Origin of the sequence: Pseudomonas sp. PS01298, from assembly GCF_029959745.1 — a bacterium.
Taxonomy (GTDB): domain Bacteria; phylum Pseudomonadota; class Gammaproteobacteria; order Pseudomonadales; family Pseudomonadaceae; genus Aquipseudomonas; species Aquipseudomonas aylmerensis.
Genome location: NZ_JASCPP010000035.1, coordinates 38,902 through 54,635, shown reverse-complemented (window position 1 = coordinate 54,635; position 15,734 = coordinate 38,902). Strand labels below are relative to the sequence as shown.

The window sequence follows — 15,734 nt, the reverse complement described above, 5'->3', positions numbered from 1 at the left end:
GGCTTGCTCGCGAATGCGCTAGATCAGTCACTATTTGCTACGACTGATACACCGCTTTCGCGAGCAAGCCCGCTCCCACACTGACCGAATTCCGACAGGGAAATAGTGCGCCACTTCGCAGGGTAAGCCCATGCCGCAACCGTTCATCTTCCGCACCATCGACCTGGATGGCCAGACCATCCGCACGGCGGTGCGCCCGGGCAAGCCGCACTTGACGCCGTTGCTGATCTTCAACGGCATCGGCGCCAACCTTGAGTTGGTGTTTCCGTTCGTCCAGGCCCTGGACCCCGACCTTGAAGTGATCGCCTTCGACGTGCCCGGCGTGGGGGGTTCCTCGACGCCCAGCCGGCCGTACCGGTTTCCTGGTTTGGCCAAGCTCACGGCGCGCATGCTCGATTACCTGGATTACGGCCAGGTCAACGCGGTGGGCGTGTCCTGGGGCGGCGCGCTGGCGCAGCAGTTTGCCTATGACTACCCGGAGCGCTGCAAGAAGCTGATCCTGGCCGCCACCGCCGCCGGCGCCTTTATGGTGCCGGGCAAACCCAAGGTGCTATGGCTGATGGCGAGCCCACGGCGCTATATCCAGCCCTCTCATGTGGTGCGCATTGCGCCGATGATCTATGGCGGCTCGTTCCGCCGCGACTCGAAACTGGCCGCCGAACACGCCAGCAAAGTGCGCTCGGCCGGCAAGCTCGGCTACTACTGGCAGCTGTTCGCGGGGCTTGGCTGGACCAGCATTCATTGGCTGCACAAGATCCGCCAGCCGACCTTGGTGCTGGCCGGGGACGACGACCCGCTGATCCCGCTGGTCAACATGCGCATGCTGGCCTGGCGCATTCCCAACGCGCAGTTGCACATCATCGATGACGGCCATCTGTTCCTGATCACCCGCGCGGAAGCCGTGGCCCCGATCATCATGAAGTTTCTCGAGGAGGAGCGTCTGCGGGCGGTGATTCACCCGCGACCGGCGGTGTAAGGACTGCGCCGCCGCGCAACTTGCCGAGAACCGGCTATGGTTCTGAATTGGCGTGCCTGTTGATGGCTTGACGAAGGAGTGTTGGCTCATGCGAGAAAGACCCGTGACGAACCCGGCGCCCACCCCCGCTGCGTTCATCAACGCGCAAAATGCGATCACCGGCCTGCGCGGCCAGGATTTGCTGTCGACCCTGCGCAGCGTCGCCGCCCATGGCTTGCGCAACCCGGTGCATACCGCCCGTCACGCGCTCGCGCTGGGTGGTCAACTGGGCCGCGTACTGCTGGGGGAAACGGTGCACGAGCCCAATCCCCGCGACAGCCGCTTTGTCGACCCGACATGGGCCCTCAACCCCTTCTACCGGCGCAGCCTGCAAGCCTATCTGAGCTGGCAGAAACAGACCCGCCACTGGATCGATGACAGCACCTTGAGCGCCGATGACCGCGCCCGTGCGCATTTTGCCTTCGCCCTGATCAACGACGCCGTCTCGCCGTCCAACACCTTGCTCAACCCGCTGGCCATCAAGGAGCTGCTCAACTCCGGCGGCAACAGCGTGGTGCGCGGCGTGAGCAACCTGTTCGACGACCTGCTGCACAACCACGGCCTGCCACGCCAGGTGAGCAAGCAGGCCTTCGAGGTCGGCAAGACCGTGGCCACCACGCCGGGCTCGGTAGTGTTTCGCAACGAGCTGCTGGAGCTGATCCAATACAAGCCTATGAGCGAAAAGCAGTACGCCAAGCCGCTGCTGATCGTGCCGCCGCAAATCAACAAGTACTACATTTTCGACCTGAGCCCGGCCAACAGTTTTGTGCAGTACGCGCTGAAGAACGGCCTGCAGACGTTCATCGTCAGTTGGCGCAACCCGGACGTCCGCCATCGCGAGTGGGGCCTTTCCACCTATGTGGCCGCGCTGGAAGAAGCGCTCAACGTGTGCCGGGCGATCACCGGTGCCCGCGAAGTCAACCTGATGGGCGCCTGCGCCGGCGGCCTGACCATCGCGGCCCTGCAAGGCCATCTGCAAGCCAAGCGCCAGCTGCGGCGCATCTCCAGTGCCAGCTACCTGGTGAGCCTGCTGGACAGCCAGATCGACAGCCCCGCCACGCTGTTTGTCGACGAGCAAACCCTGGAGGCGGCCAAGCGCCGCTCCTACCAGCAAGGCGTGCTCGACGGCCGCGACATGGCGCGCGTGTTCGCCTGGATGCGCCCCAATGACCTGATCTGGAATTACTGGATCAACAATTACCTGTTGGGCAAGGAGCCACCGGCGTTCGACATCCTGTACTGGAACAATGACAACACGCGCCTGCCCGCCGCACTGCATGGCGACCTGCTGGACTTCTTCAAGCACAACCCGTTGAGTCATCCGGGCGGCCTGGAGGTGTGCGGCACGCCCATCGACCTGCAGAAGGTCACGGTGGACAGCTTCAGCGTCGCCGGGATCAACGACCACATCACGCCGTGGGACGCGGTGTATCGCTCCACCCAACTGCTGGGCGGCGAGCGGCGCTTCGTGCTGTCCAACAGCGGGCATATCCAGAGCATTCTCAACCCGCCGGGCAACCCCAAGGCCAACTATGTCGAAAACCCCAAGCTGAGCAGCGACCCGCGCGCCTGGTACTACGACGCCGATCACGTCGAAGGCAGTTGGTGGCCACAGTGGCTGACCTGGATCCAGCAACGCTCGGGCGTACAGCGCGAAACCCTCACCGCCCTGGGCAACCAGAACTATCCACCGATGGAAGCGGCGCCAGGCACTTACGTGCGGGTGCGCTGAGCTCAACGATCACATTAAGAAGACTGGATGAAGACCCGCGACCGTATCCTTGAATGTGCCCTGCAGTTGTTCAACCAGAAGGGCGAACCGAACGTGTCGACCATGGAGGTGGCCAATGAAATGGGGATCAGCCCCGGCAACCTCTACTACCACTTCCATGGCAAGGAGCCGCTGGTGCTCGGGCTGTTCGAGCGCTTCCAGAACGAGCTGGCGCCGCTGCTCGACCCACCGGCAGATGCGCAACTGGAGGCCCAGGATTACTGGCTGTTCCTGCACCTGATCGTCGAGCGCATGGCGCACTACCGTTTTTTGTTCCAGGACCTGTCGAACCTGGCCGGCCGCCTGCCGAAGCTGGCCAAGGGGATTCGTGGCCTGTTGACTGCACTCAAGCGCACCCTGGCGTCATTGCTGGCGCGGTTGAAGACGGCGGGGCAACTGGTCAGCGATACCCAGGCACTGGGGCAACTGGTGGAGCAGATCACCCTGACCCTGCTGTTCTCCTTGGACTACCAGCGCATTCTCGACCGCGACGGCGAAGTGCGGGTGGTGGTGTACCAGATCATGATGCTGGTGGCGCCGCACTTGATGTTGCCGGCACGTCAGGCGACCGAGCGATTGGCCCTCAAATACCTGGATCACACCGATTAGAAATGAAAAAAAACGCCCGACCTCTGTAGGCCGAGCGTTTTTTTGTGTCCTGTAGAAATCAGGACTGACTGGATGGCGTCGGGGTTACCGGCGTTGCAGTCGGGGTGACAGCAGCGGGCGTCGGTGCGGAGACCGAGTTGGCTGAGGACGCGGTTGACGTTGGCGCGGTGGCAGGCTTGGCCGCTACGGCGGGCTTGGCCGCTGCGGGTTTTTTCGCTGCAGCGGGCTTCTTCGCGGCGGCGGGTTTTGCCGCAGGCTTGGCGGCGGCCGGTTTGGCAGCAGCGGGCTTGGCAGCCGGTTTCGCGGCAGCAGGCTTGGCAGCTGGCTTGGCGGCAGGTTTGGCTGCTGCGGTTTTCGCGGCCGGCTTGGCGGCCGGTTTTGCTGCTGCTTTGGCGGCAGGCTTGGCAGCCGGTTTGGCCGCTGGCTTGGCTGCAGCTTTAGCCGCTACAGGTTTAGCCGCAGGCTTGGCGGCCGGTTTGGCCGCGGCGGTCTTGGCTGCAGGCTTGGCGGCGGGTTTCGCCGCGGCTTTTGCAGGGGCCTTGGCCGCAGGTTTGGCAGCCGGCTTGGCAGCAGCTTTCACCAGAGGCTTGGCAGCGGTTTTGGCGGCCGGTTTGGCAGCAGCGGTTTTGGCCGCGGGCTTGGCAGCCGGTTTCGCCGCAGCGGTTTTAACCGGAGCCACTTTGGCGCCCGTGAGTTTTTCGATTTGCTTGGTCAGGGTATCGACCTTGGTGTGCAGGGCCTTCACTTCAGTACGGCTAGGCACGCCCAGTCGCGAGATGGCTTTGTTGAGGCGAGTATCCAGTGCCCCTTCAAGCTCGCTCCAAGTACCCAGTACCTGTTTCTTCGCATCACTGATGCGCGAACCGGCAGTCGCCTTGGCGGCATTAACTTGTTTACCGACTGTGCTCTTGGTCAACTTCTCGGCCTTTTCGCCGTCCTTGACCAAAGTCTCGAAGAGTTTACTGCCGTCACTGTCGATCTTCGAGTAAACGCCTAAACCAGCCAGCCAGATCTTGCGGGAATATTCTTCAACTTTCCCGACCCACGAGCTGCCTTCTTTCTGAGTAGTCTTTTTAACAGCCATCCCGATGTCTCCTTAGTGTTTACGCGCGACACGTTCGAGCAATGCCGTCAGCTCTTCGAGCTTAGCAGAGAGTGTCTCCACGTCATGTTTAGACGCAATGCCGATTCGATTCAAGGCACTGGCGACACGAGTATCAAAAGCTTTTTCAACTTTATCCAGCTGAACTTCTACCAGACCTTTGACCGCGGAGACATTACTCTTTACTTGATCAATCTGACTGTTGGCAGCATCAAGTTGTTCAACTGCAACTTTTTTACCTTTACTTTCAACATGTTGACCAGTCTTAACCAGCTCTTTGAAGTAGTCGCTACCCTCGCTTCCGACCTTGGCGTAGGCACCAAGACCCGCCAGCCAAATCTTGCGGGCATAGGTTTTAACGTCACTCAGGGCAGTGGTCTGGGCGTCGATTTTTTTCTTCAGAATAACTTTGGCCATGGTGCACCTCACGCGAAAAAGGGGGGAGGAACGGCCCACAGGAGTTGAGGGCTTGGGCACAAAGTAGGCTGGAAAATTAGAATCGGCACCCTAAGTACACGCGGATCAGGCCAAGGCTTTATCCAGGGCTTTCTCGATTTCGGATTTGATCGTGCCACTCATGGCCGACATCAACAGCCCCAGTTCCACATCAATACGCAGTGAATCATCAGCGACGACTACCGTGCCTTTAACCCCCGAACGCTTGAGGTTCAAGGTATCGCCGGACCACGACGGCTCGAGGCCATATTGCTCCTGGAGTTTGTGCGCCAACTTGTCGGCCTTTGCCCGTGCGCCTTCTTTACCCAGGGAATGTGCACGTTCAACGGTTATACGGGCCATTGCAATGACTCCTCTTTATAGGGATTTGAATACCTTCGATGCGGCAAAAGGTCTCGGTGACCGCCCATCTTACCTGCAGCCTTGCCAAGACAAAGCAGGCCTTGGGGATTATCATGTCCCGCATTCTCTTTTGGTGACAGCGATATGACTGATCAGCGCAAAGGCAGCGATGCCGAACCCACCACTCACTTCGGCTTCAAGAACGTCCCGGAAAGCCAGAAAGCGGAAAAAGTCGCTGAGGTGTTCCACTCCGTGGCGGCCAAGTACGACCTGATGAACGACGTGCTCTCCGGCGGTATGCACCGCCTGTGGAAACGCTTCACCATCGAGCTGTCGGGTGTTCGCGCCGGCAACCGCGTGCTGGATATCGCCGGCGGCACGGGCGACCTGGCAGCCAAGTTCTCCAAGCTGGTTGGCCCGACCGGCCAGGTGGTCCTGGCGGACATCAACGGTTCGATGCTCAAGGTCGGCCGTGACCGCCTGCTCGACAAGGGCGTGGCCGGCAATATCGAATTCGTCCAGGCCGATGCGGAAAAACTGCCATTCCCCGACAACCATTTCGACTGCGTGACCATCGCCTTCGGCCTGCGCAACGTGACCCACAAGGAAGACGCGATCCGCTCGATGCTGCGCGTCCTCAAGCCGGGCGGCCGCCTGTTGGTCCTGGAGTTCTCCAAACCGACCAATGCGCTGATGTCCAAGGTCTACGACACCTACTCGTTCGCCTTCATGCCGCTGATGGGCAAGCTGATCACCAATGACGCCGAGAGCTACCGCTACCTGGCCGAATCGATCCGCATGCACCCCGACCAGGAAACCCTGAAGTCGATGATGGTAGAGGCCGGCTTCGACCGTGTGACCTACCACAACATGACCTCGGGCATCGTCGCCCTGCACCGCGGCATCAAGCCCTGATGTTGTTCGCGGGCCTCCTCGCCAGCGTAGAGCACGGCCTCAACCGTGTGCTGCGCCTGGACAGCACCGCCCTGGCGCGGCTGGCGCACTTGAACGGCAAGGTGATTGCCGTCGACTGCCGCAGCCCCGCCTTGCAGCTGTTTATCCTGCCCAGCGATGAAGGCCTGCTGCTCGCGACCCAATGGGCCGCCGAGGCCGACTGCACCCTGCGTGCGCCGGCCTCGAGCCTGTTGCACCTGGCGCTCAGTCGCAACAAGACCGCCATCCTGCACAGCCCCGAAGTGGAGCTGGAAGGCGACAGCGCGGTGCTGATGGACCTGGCCGCCGTGCTGCAGGACCTGGAGCTGGATTGGGAATACGAGCTGTCCCGCTGGATCGGCCCCGTGGCCACCCAACTGATCAGCGGACACCTGCGCAGCCGCTCGCGCTGGTACCAGCAGGGGTTCGCCAGCCTCAATCAGAACCTCGCCGAATACCTGAGCGAAGAATCGCGCACCCTGGTCGGAGAACGGGAAGCGCAAGCGCGCTTTCGTGAACTCGACAAGGCCAAAATCGACCTGGAACGCCTCGAGGCCCGCTTCGAGCGCCTGAGCCGTTCCCTTGATCCAAGCGATAACGCATGAAGCTGCTCGCCGTCCGCCGTTTGTTTCGTATCCAGCGCGTCGTAATCCGCTACCGCCTCGATGACCTGCTGTTCGCCCTGCCTCTGCCCTGGTTCCTGCTCGCGGTGCGCTATGTGCTGCCGTGGCGCTGGTTCCCGCGCAAACAGCTGGAGCTGAGCCGTGGCGCGCGCCTGCGCCTGGCGCTGCAGGACCTGGGGCCGATCTTCATCAAGTTCGGGCAGATCCTGTCGACCCGCCGCGACCTGCTGCCGGAAGACATCGCCGACGAACTGATGCTGTTGCAGGACCGCGTACCGCCGTTTGATTCCCAGCAGTCGATGAAGCTCATCGAAGACCAGTTGGGCAAGAAGATCAGCGAGGTGTTCAGCCGCTTCGACATCGAGCCCCTGGCTTCGGCCTCGGTGGCGCAGGTGCACGCGGCGCAGCTCAAGACCGGCGAAGAAGTGGTGGTGAAGGTAATTCGTCCGGGCCTCAAGCCGATCATCGGCCAGGACCTGGCGTGGCTGTTCATCCTCGCCCGCGCCGCCGAGCGTTTCTCGGCGGATGCACGCCTGCTGCACCCGGTGGACGTGGTCGCCGACTACGAAAAAACCATCTACGACGAACTCGACCTGTTGCGCGAGGCGGCCAACGCCAGCCAGCTCAAACGCAACTTCGAAGGCTCGCCGTTGCTCTATGTGCCACAAGTGTATTGGGACTGGTGCCGCCCGAAAGTGCTGGTGATGGAGCGCATCTACGGCGTGCAGGTCACTGACCTCGCCACCCTCGCCGACCAGCGTACCGACATGAAGATGCTCGCCGAGCGCGGCGTGGAGATCTTCTTCACCCAGGTGTTCCGCGACAGCTTCTTCCACGCCGACATGCACCCGGGCAACATCTTCGTCAGCACCGTCAACCCGTGGAGCCCGCAATACATTGCGATCGACTGCGGCATCGTCGGCAGCCTGACCCCGGAAGACCAGGACTACCTGGCGCGCAACCTTTTCGCCTTCTTCAAGCGTGACTACCGCCGTGTGGCGCAGTTGCACATCGACTCAGGCTGGGTGCCGGCAGAAACCAAGCTGAATGAATTCGAAGCAGCGATCCGCACCGTGTGCGAGCCGATCTTCGAAAAACCATTAAAAGATATTTCCTTCGGCCAGGTGCTGATGCGCCTGTTCCAGACCGCGCGCCGCTTCAATATGGAAGTGCAGCCGCAACTGGTGCTGCTGCAGAAGACCTTGCTGAACATCGAAGGCCTGGGCCGCCAGCTCTACCCGGACCTCGACTTGTGGAACACCGCGCAGCCGTTCCTCGAACGCTGGATGCGCGAGCGCGTCAGCCCGAAAACCCTGCTGGGCAACCTGCACAGCCAGATGGAACAGCTGCCGCACCTGGCCAACATGACCCGCGACCTGCTGGAGCGCATGTCCCAGCCCCATGCCAAGGACCCGGCGCCGCCATGGCAGAAGCGCAAGGACGACTGGTTCCTGCGCCTGCTCGGCGCGGCGCACCTGGTGGGTGGCGTGATGCTGGCCATCGGCGGGCCGCTGAACCAATTAGGCCACTGGCCGGCCGGCATCATGGTCGCCGTGGGTGTTTATCTGATCGTGCGTCGATAGCCAATCCGGTTATACACTGTCGCAAATTGCCGGAGCCGAACATGAAAGACTGGCTGGACGAGATCAAGTGGGACAGTGACGGCCTGGTGCCGGCCATTGCCCAGGACTACAAGACCGGGCGCGTCCTGATGATGGCCTGGATGAACCGCGAGGCGCTGAGCCTGACTGCCGCTGAGCAGCGTGCCATCTACTGGTCACGCTCACGTGGCAAACTGTGGCGCAAGGGCGAAGAGTCCGGGCATGTGCAGACCCTGCACGAGATGCGCATCGACTGCGACGCCGACGTGGTGATCCTGATGGTCGAGCAGATCGGCGACATCGCCTGCCACACCGGCCGTCACAGCTGCTTCTATCGCGTGTTCGAGAACGGCGAATGGAAGGTTGTCGAGCCGGTGCTCAAAGACCCGCACGCCATCTACTCCGCAGGACACTGAACATGAGCGATACCCTGAACCGTGTGGCCCAGGTGCTGGAAGACCGCAAAGGCGCGGATGCCGACAGCTCCTATGTCGCCAGCCTGTACCACAAGGGCTTGAACAAGATTCTGGAAAAACTCGGCGAAGAATCCATCGAGACCATCATCGCCGCCAAGGACGCCCAGGTCAGTGGCGACTGCAGTGATGTGATCTACGAAACCGCCGACTTGTGGTTCCACAGCCTGGTCATGCTCGCCCAACTGGGGCAGCATCCACAGGCAGTGCTGGATGAACTGGACCGTCGCTTCGGCTTGTCCGGGCATGCCGAAAAGGCCTCGCGCCCGTCCGCCTGAATAACTTTTACAGAGGAATTGCAGCATGGGCATTTTTGACTGGAAACACTGGATCGTCATTCTGGTGGTGGTGGTACTGGTGTTCGGCACCAAGAAACTGAAAAACCTCGGCACCGACGTGGGCGAGTCGATCAAGGGCTTTCGCAAAGCCATGAACGACGATGAGAAGCCGGCCGACCCGGTCGTCAACCCGGTGCCTCCGGCCCAGCCTGTGCACCCACAGGCCACCCAGCCGATCACCGAGCGTCGTACCTTCGACGTGCAGGCTGAAAAAGTCGAAGAGCCGACCCGCAAAGACTCGTGAGCACTGACTAATGTTTGGTATCAGCTTCTCTGAACTGCTCCTCGTCGGCCTGGTTGCCTTGCTGGTACTCGGGCCGGAACGCCTGCCCGGTGCCGCACGCACGGCGGGCCTGTGGATCGGGCGCCTGAAACGCAGTTTCAACGCCATCAAACAGGAAGTTGAACGGGAAATCGGCGCCGACGAAATCCGGCGCCAGCTGCACAACGAACATATCCTGTCGTTGGAGCAGGAAGCGCGCAAAATCCTGTCTCCGGTGCAGGAACCCGCCAAACCGGCGGAGCCTGTGGTGGAACACAGTATCGCGCCGCCCGCCGCGGCCGAGCCTGCACCCGTGGTGGAACCGACCCCGGCACCGAGCGTTCCCGCCCCGACAGAGCCAGCGCCGACGCCCGTTGCGTCGCCCGCTCCCCATGACCCTACATTGCCGCCGCGAGCCCCATGAGCGCTGATAAACCGGAAAACGACCAGCACATGCCGCTGGTCTCGCACCTCACCGAGTTGCGTACCCGCCTGCTGCGTTGCGTAGCGGCCATCTTCATCATCTTTGCCGGGCTGTTCGCCTTCACCCAGCAGATCTACACCTTCGTCTCCACGCCCTTGCGCCAGTACCTGCCGGCCGGCGCGACGATGATCGCCACCGACGTATCGTCGCCGTTCCTCACGCCGCTGAAGCTGACCATGATGGTCTCGCTGTTCCTGGCCATCCCGGTGATCCTGCACCAGATCTGGGGCTTTATCGCGCCGGGGCTGTACAAGCATGAGAAACGCATCGCCGTGCCGCTGCTGGTGTCGAGCATCCTGCTGTTCTACACCGGCATGGCGTTCGCCTACTTCCTGGTGTTCCCGCTGATCTTCAAGTTCTTCGCTGCCGCCACCCCGGCCGGCGTGGAGATGATGACCGACATCACCAGCTACCTCGACTTCGTGATGACGCTGTTCTTCGCCTTCGGCGTGGCCTTCGAAATCCCGGTGGCGGTGGTGCTGCTGGTGTGGATCGGCGTGGTCGACGTGAAGTACCTGAAGAAAATCCGCCCGTACGTGATCATCGGCTGCTTCGTGGTCGGCATGATCCTCACGCCGCCGGACATTTTCTCCCAGACCCTGCTCGCCGTGCCGATGTGGATGCTGTTCGAGATCGGCATCCTGTTCAGCGCCCTGATCAGCAAGCGCGGCGAACATCCGGATGACCAACCCGCCGACGACGACCAGCCGCCAGCGACCCAGCCGTGAACCTGCTGCTGCTCGAAGAGGCCGACTTCATCGCGGCCGACCGCGTCATCTTGCGTGATCGGCGCCTGGTGCATATGCAGGACGTCCACCGCGCGGCGGTCGGCGACAACTTGCGTGTCGGCCGCATTGGCGGGCTGATGGGCAATGCGCAACTGCAACGCCTTGAAGCACACGAAGCCGAGCTGCAAGTGAGCTTCGACCTGCCGCCCCCGGCCAAACTGCCGCTGACCCTGCTGCTGGCCCTGCCGCGCCCGAAGATGCTGCGTCGGGTGCTGCAGACCGTGGCGGCCATGGGCGTACCCAAGGTGGTGCTGGTCAACAGCTATCGGGTCGAAAAGAGTTTCTGGCAAACCCCGTTCCTGGAACCCGAGGCGATCCGCGAGCAACTGATCCTCGGCCTTGAACAGGCGCGCGACACCGTGCTGCCCGAGATCATCATCGAGAAGCGCTTCAAACCCTTCGTCGAAGACCGCCTGCCGGCCATGACCGAGGGCACCCTGGGCCTGATCGGCCATCCGGGCGATTTCCCGGCGTGCCCGCGCGGGCTGGATACACCGGTGACCCTGGCCATTGGCCCGGAAGGTGGCTGGATCCCCTATGAAGTGGACCTGCTGAGCAAGGCCGGAATGCAGCCAGTCCAGCTGGGCGCGCGCATCCTGCGGGTCGAAACCGCCGTAACCGCCCTGCTCGCCCGCTTGTTCTGATCCCCCACTTGTTGCGGATGAAGGTGTTTCAGGGGCGATCTGGCAAACCTGCCAGCTGAGACAGGTGAAATTTTTATGGCTGGCAGGCTTTTTGTGGTGAGCGGGCTTGCCCCGCGTTGGGCTGCGAAGCGGCCCCAAACCCACCACTCATAAACACCTGACCCACCGCACTCTACTGGATTGGCCCTGCTGCACAGTCCAACACGGAGCAAGCCCGCCACAACCCCTTCCTCCTACAGAATCTTCCCGCTCTGCCGATAACCCCTGGATAAGTCCAAGCCTTGTTCCAGGGGAGATCGCAGCATGTATCGTTGGTTAGCCGAAAAGCTGGGGAATGTGAGCGTCAACCGCAAGCTGGGCATAGGTTTTGGCCTGGTGTTGATCCTGACCCTGTTGATCACGTTCACCGGCTGGACCGGGCTGGGCGAGGTGATCAGCCGTGGTGACAAGCTGGGCTTCATCTCCAGCCTCACCGGGCTGACCAAAGACCTGCGCCTGGCGCGCCTGGACTTCGAAACCCGCCGTGGCGAACAGGGCACCGGCGCGGTCAATGACCTGATCACACAGCTGGAAAACGGCTTGAAAACTGCCGAGTCCCTGATCGAGCAACCCGACGACAAGGCCCTGGTCGAGCAACAACTGGACGCCTTGAACCAATACAAAAAAGCCTTCGGCGCGATGGTCCAGGCCGGCCTAAAGCGTGAAGGGGCTCGCAGCAAACTCGGCGACACCGCCGACAACGCCGTCGCCAAGATCAACGAAGTCGAAAAAAACCTGCTGCAAGGGGACAGCGTCACCCAGTTCAATCGTGTGGTCGACCTGAGCAAGCTGATCCAGCAATCACGCTTCCAGGTGCGCGGCTACACCTACAGCGGCAAAGTCGAAGCCGAACAGCCGGCGCTGGATGCCATCGACAACGCCCTGAAGAAAATCACCGAACTCGAAGGCCAACTGCCGGCCGAGTTCCAGGCCAACCTGCAAGAGGCCAGCGTTTCGCTGCAAGCCTACCGCGCGGCCGTCAGCCAGTACCGAGACTCCCAGGTCGCCAGTGCTGCGGCCCTGGCAATCATGAACACCCAGGGCGATGTGCTGCTGGGTCATAGCGAAAAACTCACGGCTTCCCAGACAGTGGTGCGCGATACCGACGCAGCGCAAGCCAAACAGTTGTTGCTGCTGGCCACCGCACTGGCGCTGATCTTCGGCGTCGTCGCGGCCTGGGCCATCACGCGCCAGATCGTCATTCCGCTGAACCAGACCCTCAAAGTCGCCGAGCGCGTAGCCTCCGGCGACCTGAGCCACAACCTCACTTCCCTGCGCAAGGACGAGCTGGGCCAGCTGCAACGCGCCATGCAAAGCATGAGCGTAGGCCTGCGCGAACTGATCGGCGGTATCAGCGACGGCGTCACCCAGATCGCCAGCGCCGCCGAGCAGTTGTCGGCCGTGACGGAACAGACCAGCGCCGGCGTCAACAGCCAGAAAGTCGAGACCGACCAAGTGGCCACCGCCATGAATGAAATGGCTGCCACGGTGCAGGAAGTGGCGCGCAACGCCGAGGAAGCTTCTGAGGCCGCTGTAGCCGCCGACCAGCAAGCCCGTGAAGGCGACAAGGTCGTCGGCGAAGCCATCGCCCAGATCGAACGCCTGGCCACCGAGGTCGGTAACTCCACCGAGGCCATGGGCCATCTGCAGCGTGAAAGCGACAAGATCGGCAGCGTGCTTGATGTGATCAAGTCCGTGGCCCAGCAAACCAACCTGCTGGCCCTCAACGCGGCGATCGAGGCCGCGCGGGCTGGTGAAGCCGGCCGCGGCTTTGCGGTAGTGGCCGATGAAGTGCGCAGCCTGGCCCAGCGCACCCAGAAGTCCACCGAGGAGATCGAGGAGCTGATTGTCGGCCTGCAAAGCGGCACCCAGCAGGTAGCGAACATCATGGACAACAGCCGAGGCCTCACCGACAGCAGCGTCGAGCTGACCCGCCGGGCCGGCAGCGCCCTGGGCAGCATCACCCGCACGGTATCGACCATCCAGGCGATGAACTCGCAGATCGCCACCGCCGCCGAGCAGCAAAGCGCCGTGGCCGAAGAGATCAACCGCAGCGTGCTCAATGTGCGCGACATCTCGGAACAGACCGCTGCGGCCAGCGAAGAAACCGCTGCGTCGAGCACCGAACTGGCGCGCCTGGGCACGCACCTGCAAGCGCTGGTCAGCCGCTTCCGCGTCTGATGCCCGCCCCGCGTGGCGACCTGTCCTGGGTCGCCGCGCATACCCTGTGAAATTTCCTACGCACTTATCAGCCCCGCCGTCGCGCCCCGAGAACTAGCGTTCAGTCAGTTCAATGTGCTTGCGCACCTCAAGAACGCCCGTTGTTCTCTTGTCGGAGGGGTCATCATGTTTGCTCGAATGACGCACCTGTTGGGTGACGCCAGCGTCACCCTCAAGCTGGTCCTGGGATTCTCGCTGGTCCTGGCCCTGAGCCTGGTGATTGCCGTCACCGGCTGGCAGGCCCTGGCCGCCTCGCTCTATCGATCACAAACGCTGACGATACTTGCGCAACTGGCGGTGACTGGCGAGGAACTGCGCGCCGACAGAATTGTTTATCGCACCCTCGACGATACCAACAGCCTGAATAAATTGAGTGTCAGCATGGGCAAAGTCGACGAGCTTCTGGTGGAGCTTTCCGGCCGACTGAAAATACCCAAACCCATCGAATACCTGCAGGAAATGACGCGCATTTCAGCGTCGTTCAAAACCACACTCAAGGACGTGCCCCTGCTGGTTGAAAAACGCGAGGGCGCCCGTGAACAGCTGAAACAAAGCTCATCGCGAACCGGCGACGTCCTGGCACAACTGGCCAGCGACCTGCCTGACCAGGAGGACGCAAAGGCCCTGGATGCCATCGAAGACCTGCGCCAGGCCATCGAGCAGGCCGAAGATCGCGCGCAGAGCCCCGCGTGGGCCGCCAGTTCGCTGGAGGCCTACGCGCAGGCGATCGGTGACGCAGAGCGCAGCCTGGAAACCGCCCAGGCCGCCGTGGCGAAACTGCCGGTGGACGGCAACCTGCTGAAAAATACCGTGCTCGGCACCCGCACTTACCTCACGCGTCTCAAGGACACCCAACTGACCACGGAAAATACCCAAACCCAACTGGAGCAACAGCTGGATCAACTGCTCGCGCAGAGCGACCTATTGAGCCAGGACCAGACCCACAGGCGCGACAGTGAGGCCGAGCAAGCCCGCACCCAGATGCTGGGGGTTACCGCTGCGGCGTTGCTTCTCGGTGTCCTGGCCGCCTGGGTGATTGCCGGGCAAATCGTCAAGCCGCTGCGCAAGGCACTGGACGTCGCCCATCGCATTGCCGAGGGCGACCTGAGCCACGACATACAGACCAGGCGCCGGGACGAACTGGGCCAGTTGCAACGCAGCATGGCGCAAATGACCCTGAACCTGCGCGGGCTGATTGGCAATATCAGCGATAACGCCCGGCAAATCGCCAGTGCAGCCGAGGAGCTGGCGGCCATCACCGTGCAAACCCGCGCCGGGGTCAGTCATCAGCGCGATGAAACCGAGCAGGTCGCGACAGCCATGAACCAGATGCTGGCCACTGCCCAGGAGGTGGCGCGCCACGCCGAGCAGGCGTCCATCGCCGCGGCCGAAGCCAATCAACAAGCGGAATTGGGCGATCAGGTGGTGACGGATGCCGTCGCGCAGATTGAACACCTGGCCCATGAGATGGCGCGCTCGAGCCAGGCCATGCTGGCGCTGCAACACGAGAGTCAGAAGATCGGCAGCGTGCTGGAGGTGATCAAGTCCGTGTCACAGCAGACCAACCTGCTGGCGCTCAACGCCGCGATAGAAGCCGCACGCGCAGGCGAAGCTGGCCGAGGCTTTGCGGTGGTTGCCGATGAGGTCCGCAGCCTGGCGCAGCGGACCCAACAGTCTGCCGAGGAAATCGAGGGGCTGATCGGGGGCTTGCACAGCGGCACGCAACAAGTGGCCGACATCATGGACTACAGCCGCACCCTGACCGACAACAGCGTCACCCTGACGCGCAACGCCGGGGATGCCCTGACCGAGATCGCCCGCACCGTGGCAGTCATTCAGGAGATGAACCCGCAGATTGCCGCAGCCGCCGAAGAGCAAAGTGCAGTCGCCGAGGAGATCAATCGCAGCGTCTTGAAAGTCCGCGACGCCTCGGAACAGACCGCCACCGCCAGTGAGCAGACGGCGGCGGCGAGTCTTGAGCTGGCGCGGCTGGGAACGGATCTGCAACAGTGCGTGGGGCGGTTCAAAGTCTGA

17 protein-coding genes are annotated in these 15,734 nt (G+C 62.2%); 14 read left to right on the top strand and 3 right to left on the bottom strand.

Going from position 1 to position 15,734, the window contains the following annotated elements; genetic code table 11:
• Positions 1 to 130: 130 nt before the first annotated feature.
• The 3 genes from phaZ (at position 131) to QMX97_RS14705 (ending at position 3,395) form a co-directional block, all read left to right on the top strand.
• Positions 131 to 976 (top strand): poly(3-hydroxyalkanoate) depolymerase, encoded by an 846-nt coding sequence (gene phaZ, locus QMX97_RS14715; RefSeq protein ID WP_065899897.1) that lies wholly within the window; start codon positions 131 to 133, stop codon positions 974 to 976.
• 88 nt (positions 977 to 1,064) lie between these two features.
• Positions 1,065 to 2,747: a class II poly(R)-hydroxyalkanoic acid synthase gene (gene phaC, locus QMX97_RS14710; protein WP_282397142.1), complete on the top strand. Its 1,683-nt coding sequence runs from the start codon at positions 1,065 to 1,067 to the stop codon at positions 2,745 to 2,747.
• A gap of 27 nt (positions 2,748 to 2,774) precedes the next feature.
• The gene (locus tag QMX97_RS14705; protein ID WP_065899893.1) at positions 2,775 to 3,395 is read left to right on the top strand and encodes a TetR/AcrR family transcriptional regulator; all 621 of its coding nucleotides are present in this window, start codon (positions 2,775 to 2,777) and stop codon (positions 3,393 to 3,395) included.
• 58 nt (positions 3,396 to 3,453) lie between these two features.
• Here QMX97_RS14705 and QMX97_RS14700 read toward each other — a convergent pair whose 3' ends face one another.
• From QMX97_RS14700 to QMX97_RS14690, 3 genes are all read right to left on the bottom strand, one after another.
• Positions 3,454 to 4,479, bottom strand: coding sequence for a phasin family protein (locus QMX97_RS14700; RefSeq protein WP_282397141.1), 1,026 nt, complete (start codon positions 4,477 to 4,479; stop codon positions 3,454 to 3,456).
• A 12-nt stretch (positions 4,480 to 4,491) separates the two neighbouring features.
• Positions 4,492 to 4,914, bottom strand: coding sequence for a phasin family protein (locus QMX97_RS14695; protein ID WP_065899891.1), 423 nt, complete (start codon positions 4,912 to 4,914; stop codon positions 4,492 to 4,494).
• Positions 4,915 to 5,019: 105 nt separating this feature from the next.
• Positions 5,020 to 5,295, bottom strand: a complete 276-nt coding sequence (locus QMX97_RS14690) for a polyhydroxyalkanoic acid system family protein (RefSeq protein WP_065899890.1) — start codon at positions 5,293 to 5,295, stop codon at positions 5,020 to 5,022.
• A gap of 144 nt (positions 5,296 to 5,439) precedes the next feature.
• Between QMX97_RS14690 and ubiE the strand changes: the two genes are divergently transcribed.
• The 11 genes from ubiE to QMX97_RS14635 all read left to right on the top strand — a co-directional run bounded on the left by ubiE (position 5,440) and on the right by QMX97_RS14635 (position 15,734).
• Positions 5,440 to 6,210 carry a bifunctional demethylmenaquinone methyltransferase/2-methoxy-6-polyprenyl-1,4-benzoquinol methylase UbiE gene (gene ubiE / locus QMX97_RS14685; RefSeq protein ID WP_060754560.1) on the top strand — a complete coding sequence of 257 codons (771 nt, stop codon included), beginning with the start codon at positions 5,440 to 5,442 and terminating at the stop codon, positions 6,208 to 6,210.
• Positions 6,210 to 6,833, top strand: a complete 624-nt coding sequence (locus tag QMX97_RS14680; protein ID WP_065899889.1) for an SCP2 domain-containing protein — start codon at positions 6,210 to 6,212, stop codon at positions 6,831 to 6,833. Before ubiE ends, QMX97_RS14680 begins: the two co-directional genes overlap by 1 nt.
• On the top strand, positions 6,830 to 8,434 hold the full coding sequence (ubiB, locus tag QMX97_RS14675; protein WP_282397140.1) for a ubiquinone biosynthesis regulatory protein kinase UbiB: 1,605 nt from the start codon (positions 6,830 to 6,832) through the stop codon (positions 8,432 to 8,434). Before QMX97_RS14680 ends, ubiB begins: the two co-directional genes overlap by 4 nt.
• 41 nt (positions 8,435 to 8,475) lie before the next feature.
• Positions 8,476 to 8,868: a phosphoribosyl-AMP cyclohydrolase gene (gene hisI, locus QMX97_RS14670; protein ID WP_065899886.1), complete on the top strand. Its 393-nt coding sequence runs from the start codon at positions 8,476 to 8,478 to the stop codon at positions 8,866 to 8,868.
• A 2-nt stretch (positions 8,869 to 8,870) separates the two neighbouring features.
• The gene (locus QMX97_RS14665; RefSeq protein WP_065899885.1) at positions 8,871 to 9,203 is read left to right on the top strand and encodes a phosphoribosyl-ATP diphosphatase; all 333 of its coding nucleotides are present in this window, start codon (positions 8,871 to 8,873) and stop codon (positions 9,201 to 9,203) included.
• Positions 9,204 to 9,228: 25 nt separating this feature from the next.
• The gene (locus QMX97_RS14660; RefSeq protein ID WP_012721795.1) at positions 9,229 to 9,507 is read left to right on the top strand and encodes a twin-arginine translocase TatA/TatE family subunit; all 279 of its coding nucleotides are present in this window, start codon (positions 9,229 to 9,231) and stop codon (positions 9,505 to 9,507) included.
• Positions 9,508 to 9,517: 10 nt separating this feature from the next.
• Positions 9,518 to 9,949 carry a Sec-independent protein translocase protein TatB gene (gene tatB, locus QMX97_RS14655; RefSeq protein ID WP_106805383.1) on the top strand — a complete coding sequence of 144 codons (432 nt, stop codon included), beginning with the start codon at positions 9,518 to 9,520 and terminating at the stop codon, positions 9,947 to 9,949.
• Positions 9,946 to 10,737, top strand: a complete 792-nt coding sequence (tatC, locus tag QMX97_RS14650; RefSeq protein WP_065899881.1) for a twin-arginine translocase subunit TatC — start codon at positions 9,946 to 9,948, stop codon at positions 10,735 to 10,737. The genes tatB and tatC overlap by 4 nt, the downstream gene beginning before the upstream one ends.
• Positions 10,734 to 11,441: a 16S rRNA (uracil(1498)-N(3))-methyltransferase gene (locus QMX97_RS14645; protein WP_282397139.1), complete on the top strand. Its 708-nt coding sequence runs from the start codon at positions 10,734 to 10,736 to the stop codon at positions 11,439 to 11,441. The genes tatC and QMX97_RS14645 overlap by 4 nt, the downstream gene beginning before the upstream one ends.
• 303 nt (positions 11,442 to 11,744) lie before the next feature.
• A complete protein-coding gene (locus QMX97_RS14640; protein WP_282397138.1) occupies positions 11,745 to 13,661 on the top strand; it encodes a methyl-accepting chemotaxis protein in 1,917 nt (638 codons plus the stop codon).
• 165 nt (positions 13,662 to 13,826) lie between these two features.
• The gene (locus QMX97_RS14635; protein WP_282397137.1) at positions 13,827 to 15,734 is read left to right on the top strand and encodes a methyl-accepting chemotaxis protein; all 1,908 of its coding nucleotides are present in this window, start codon (positions 13,827 to 13,829) and stop codon (positions 15,732 to 15,734) included.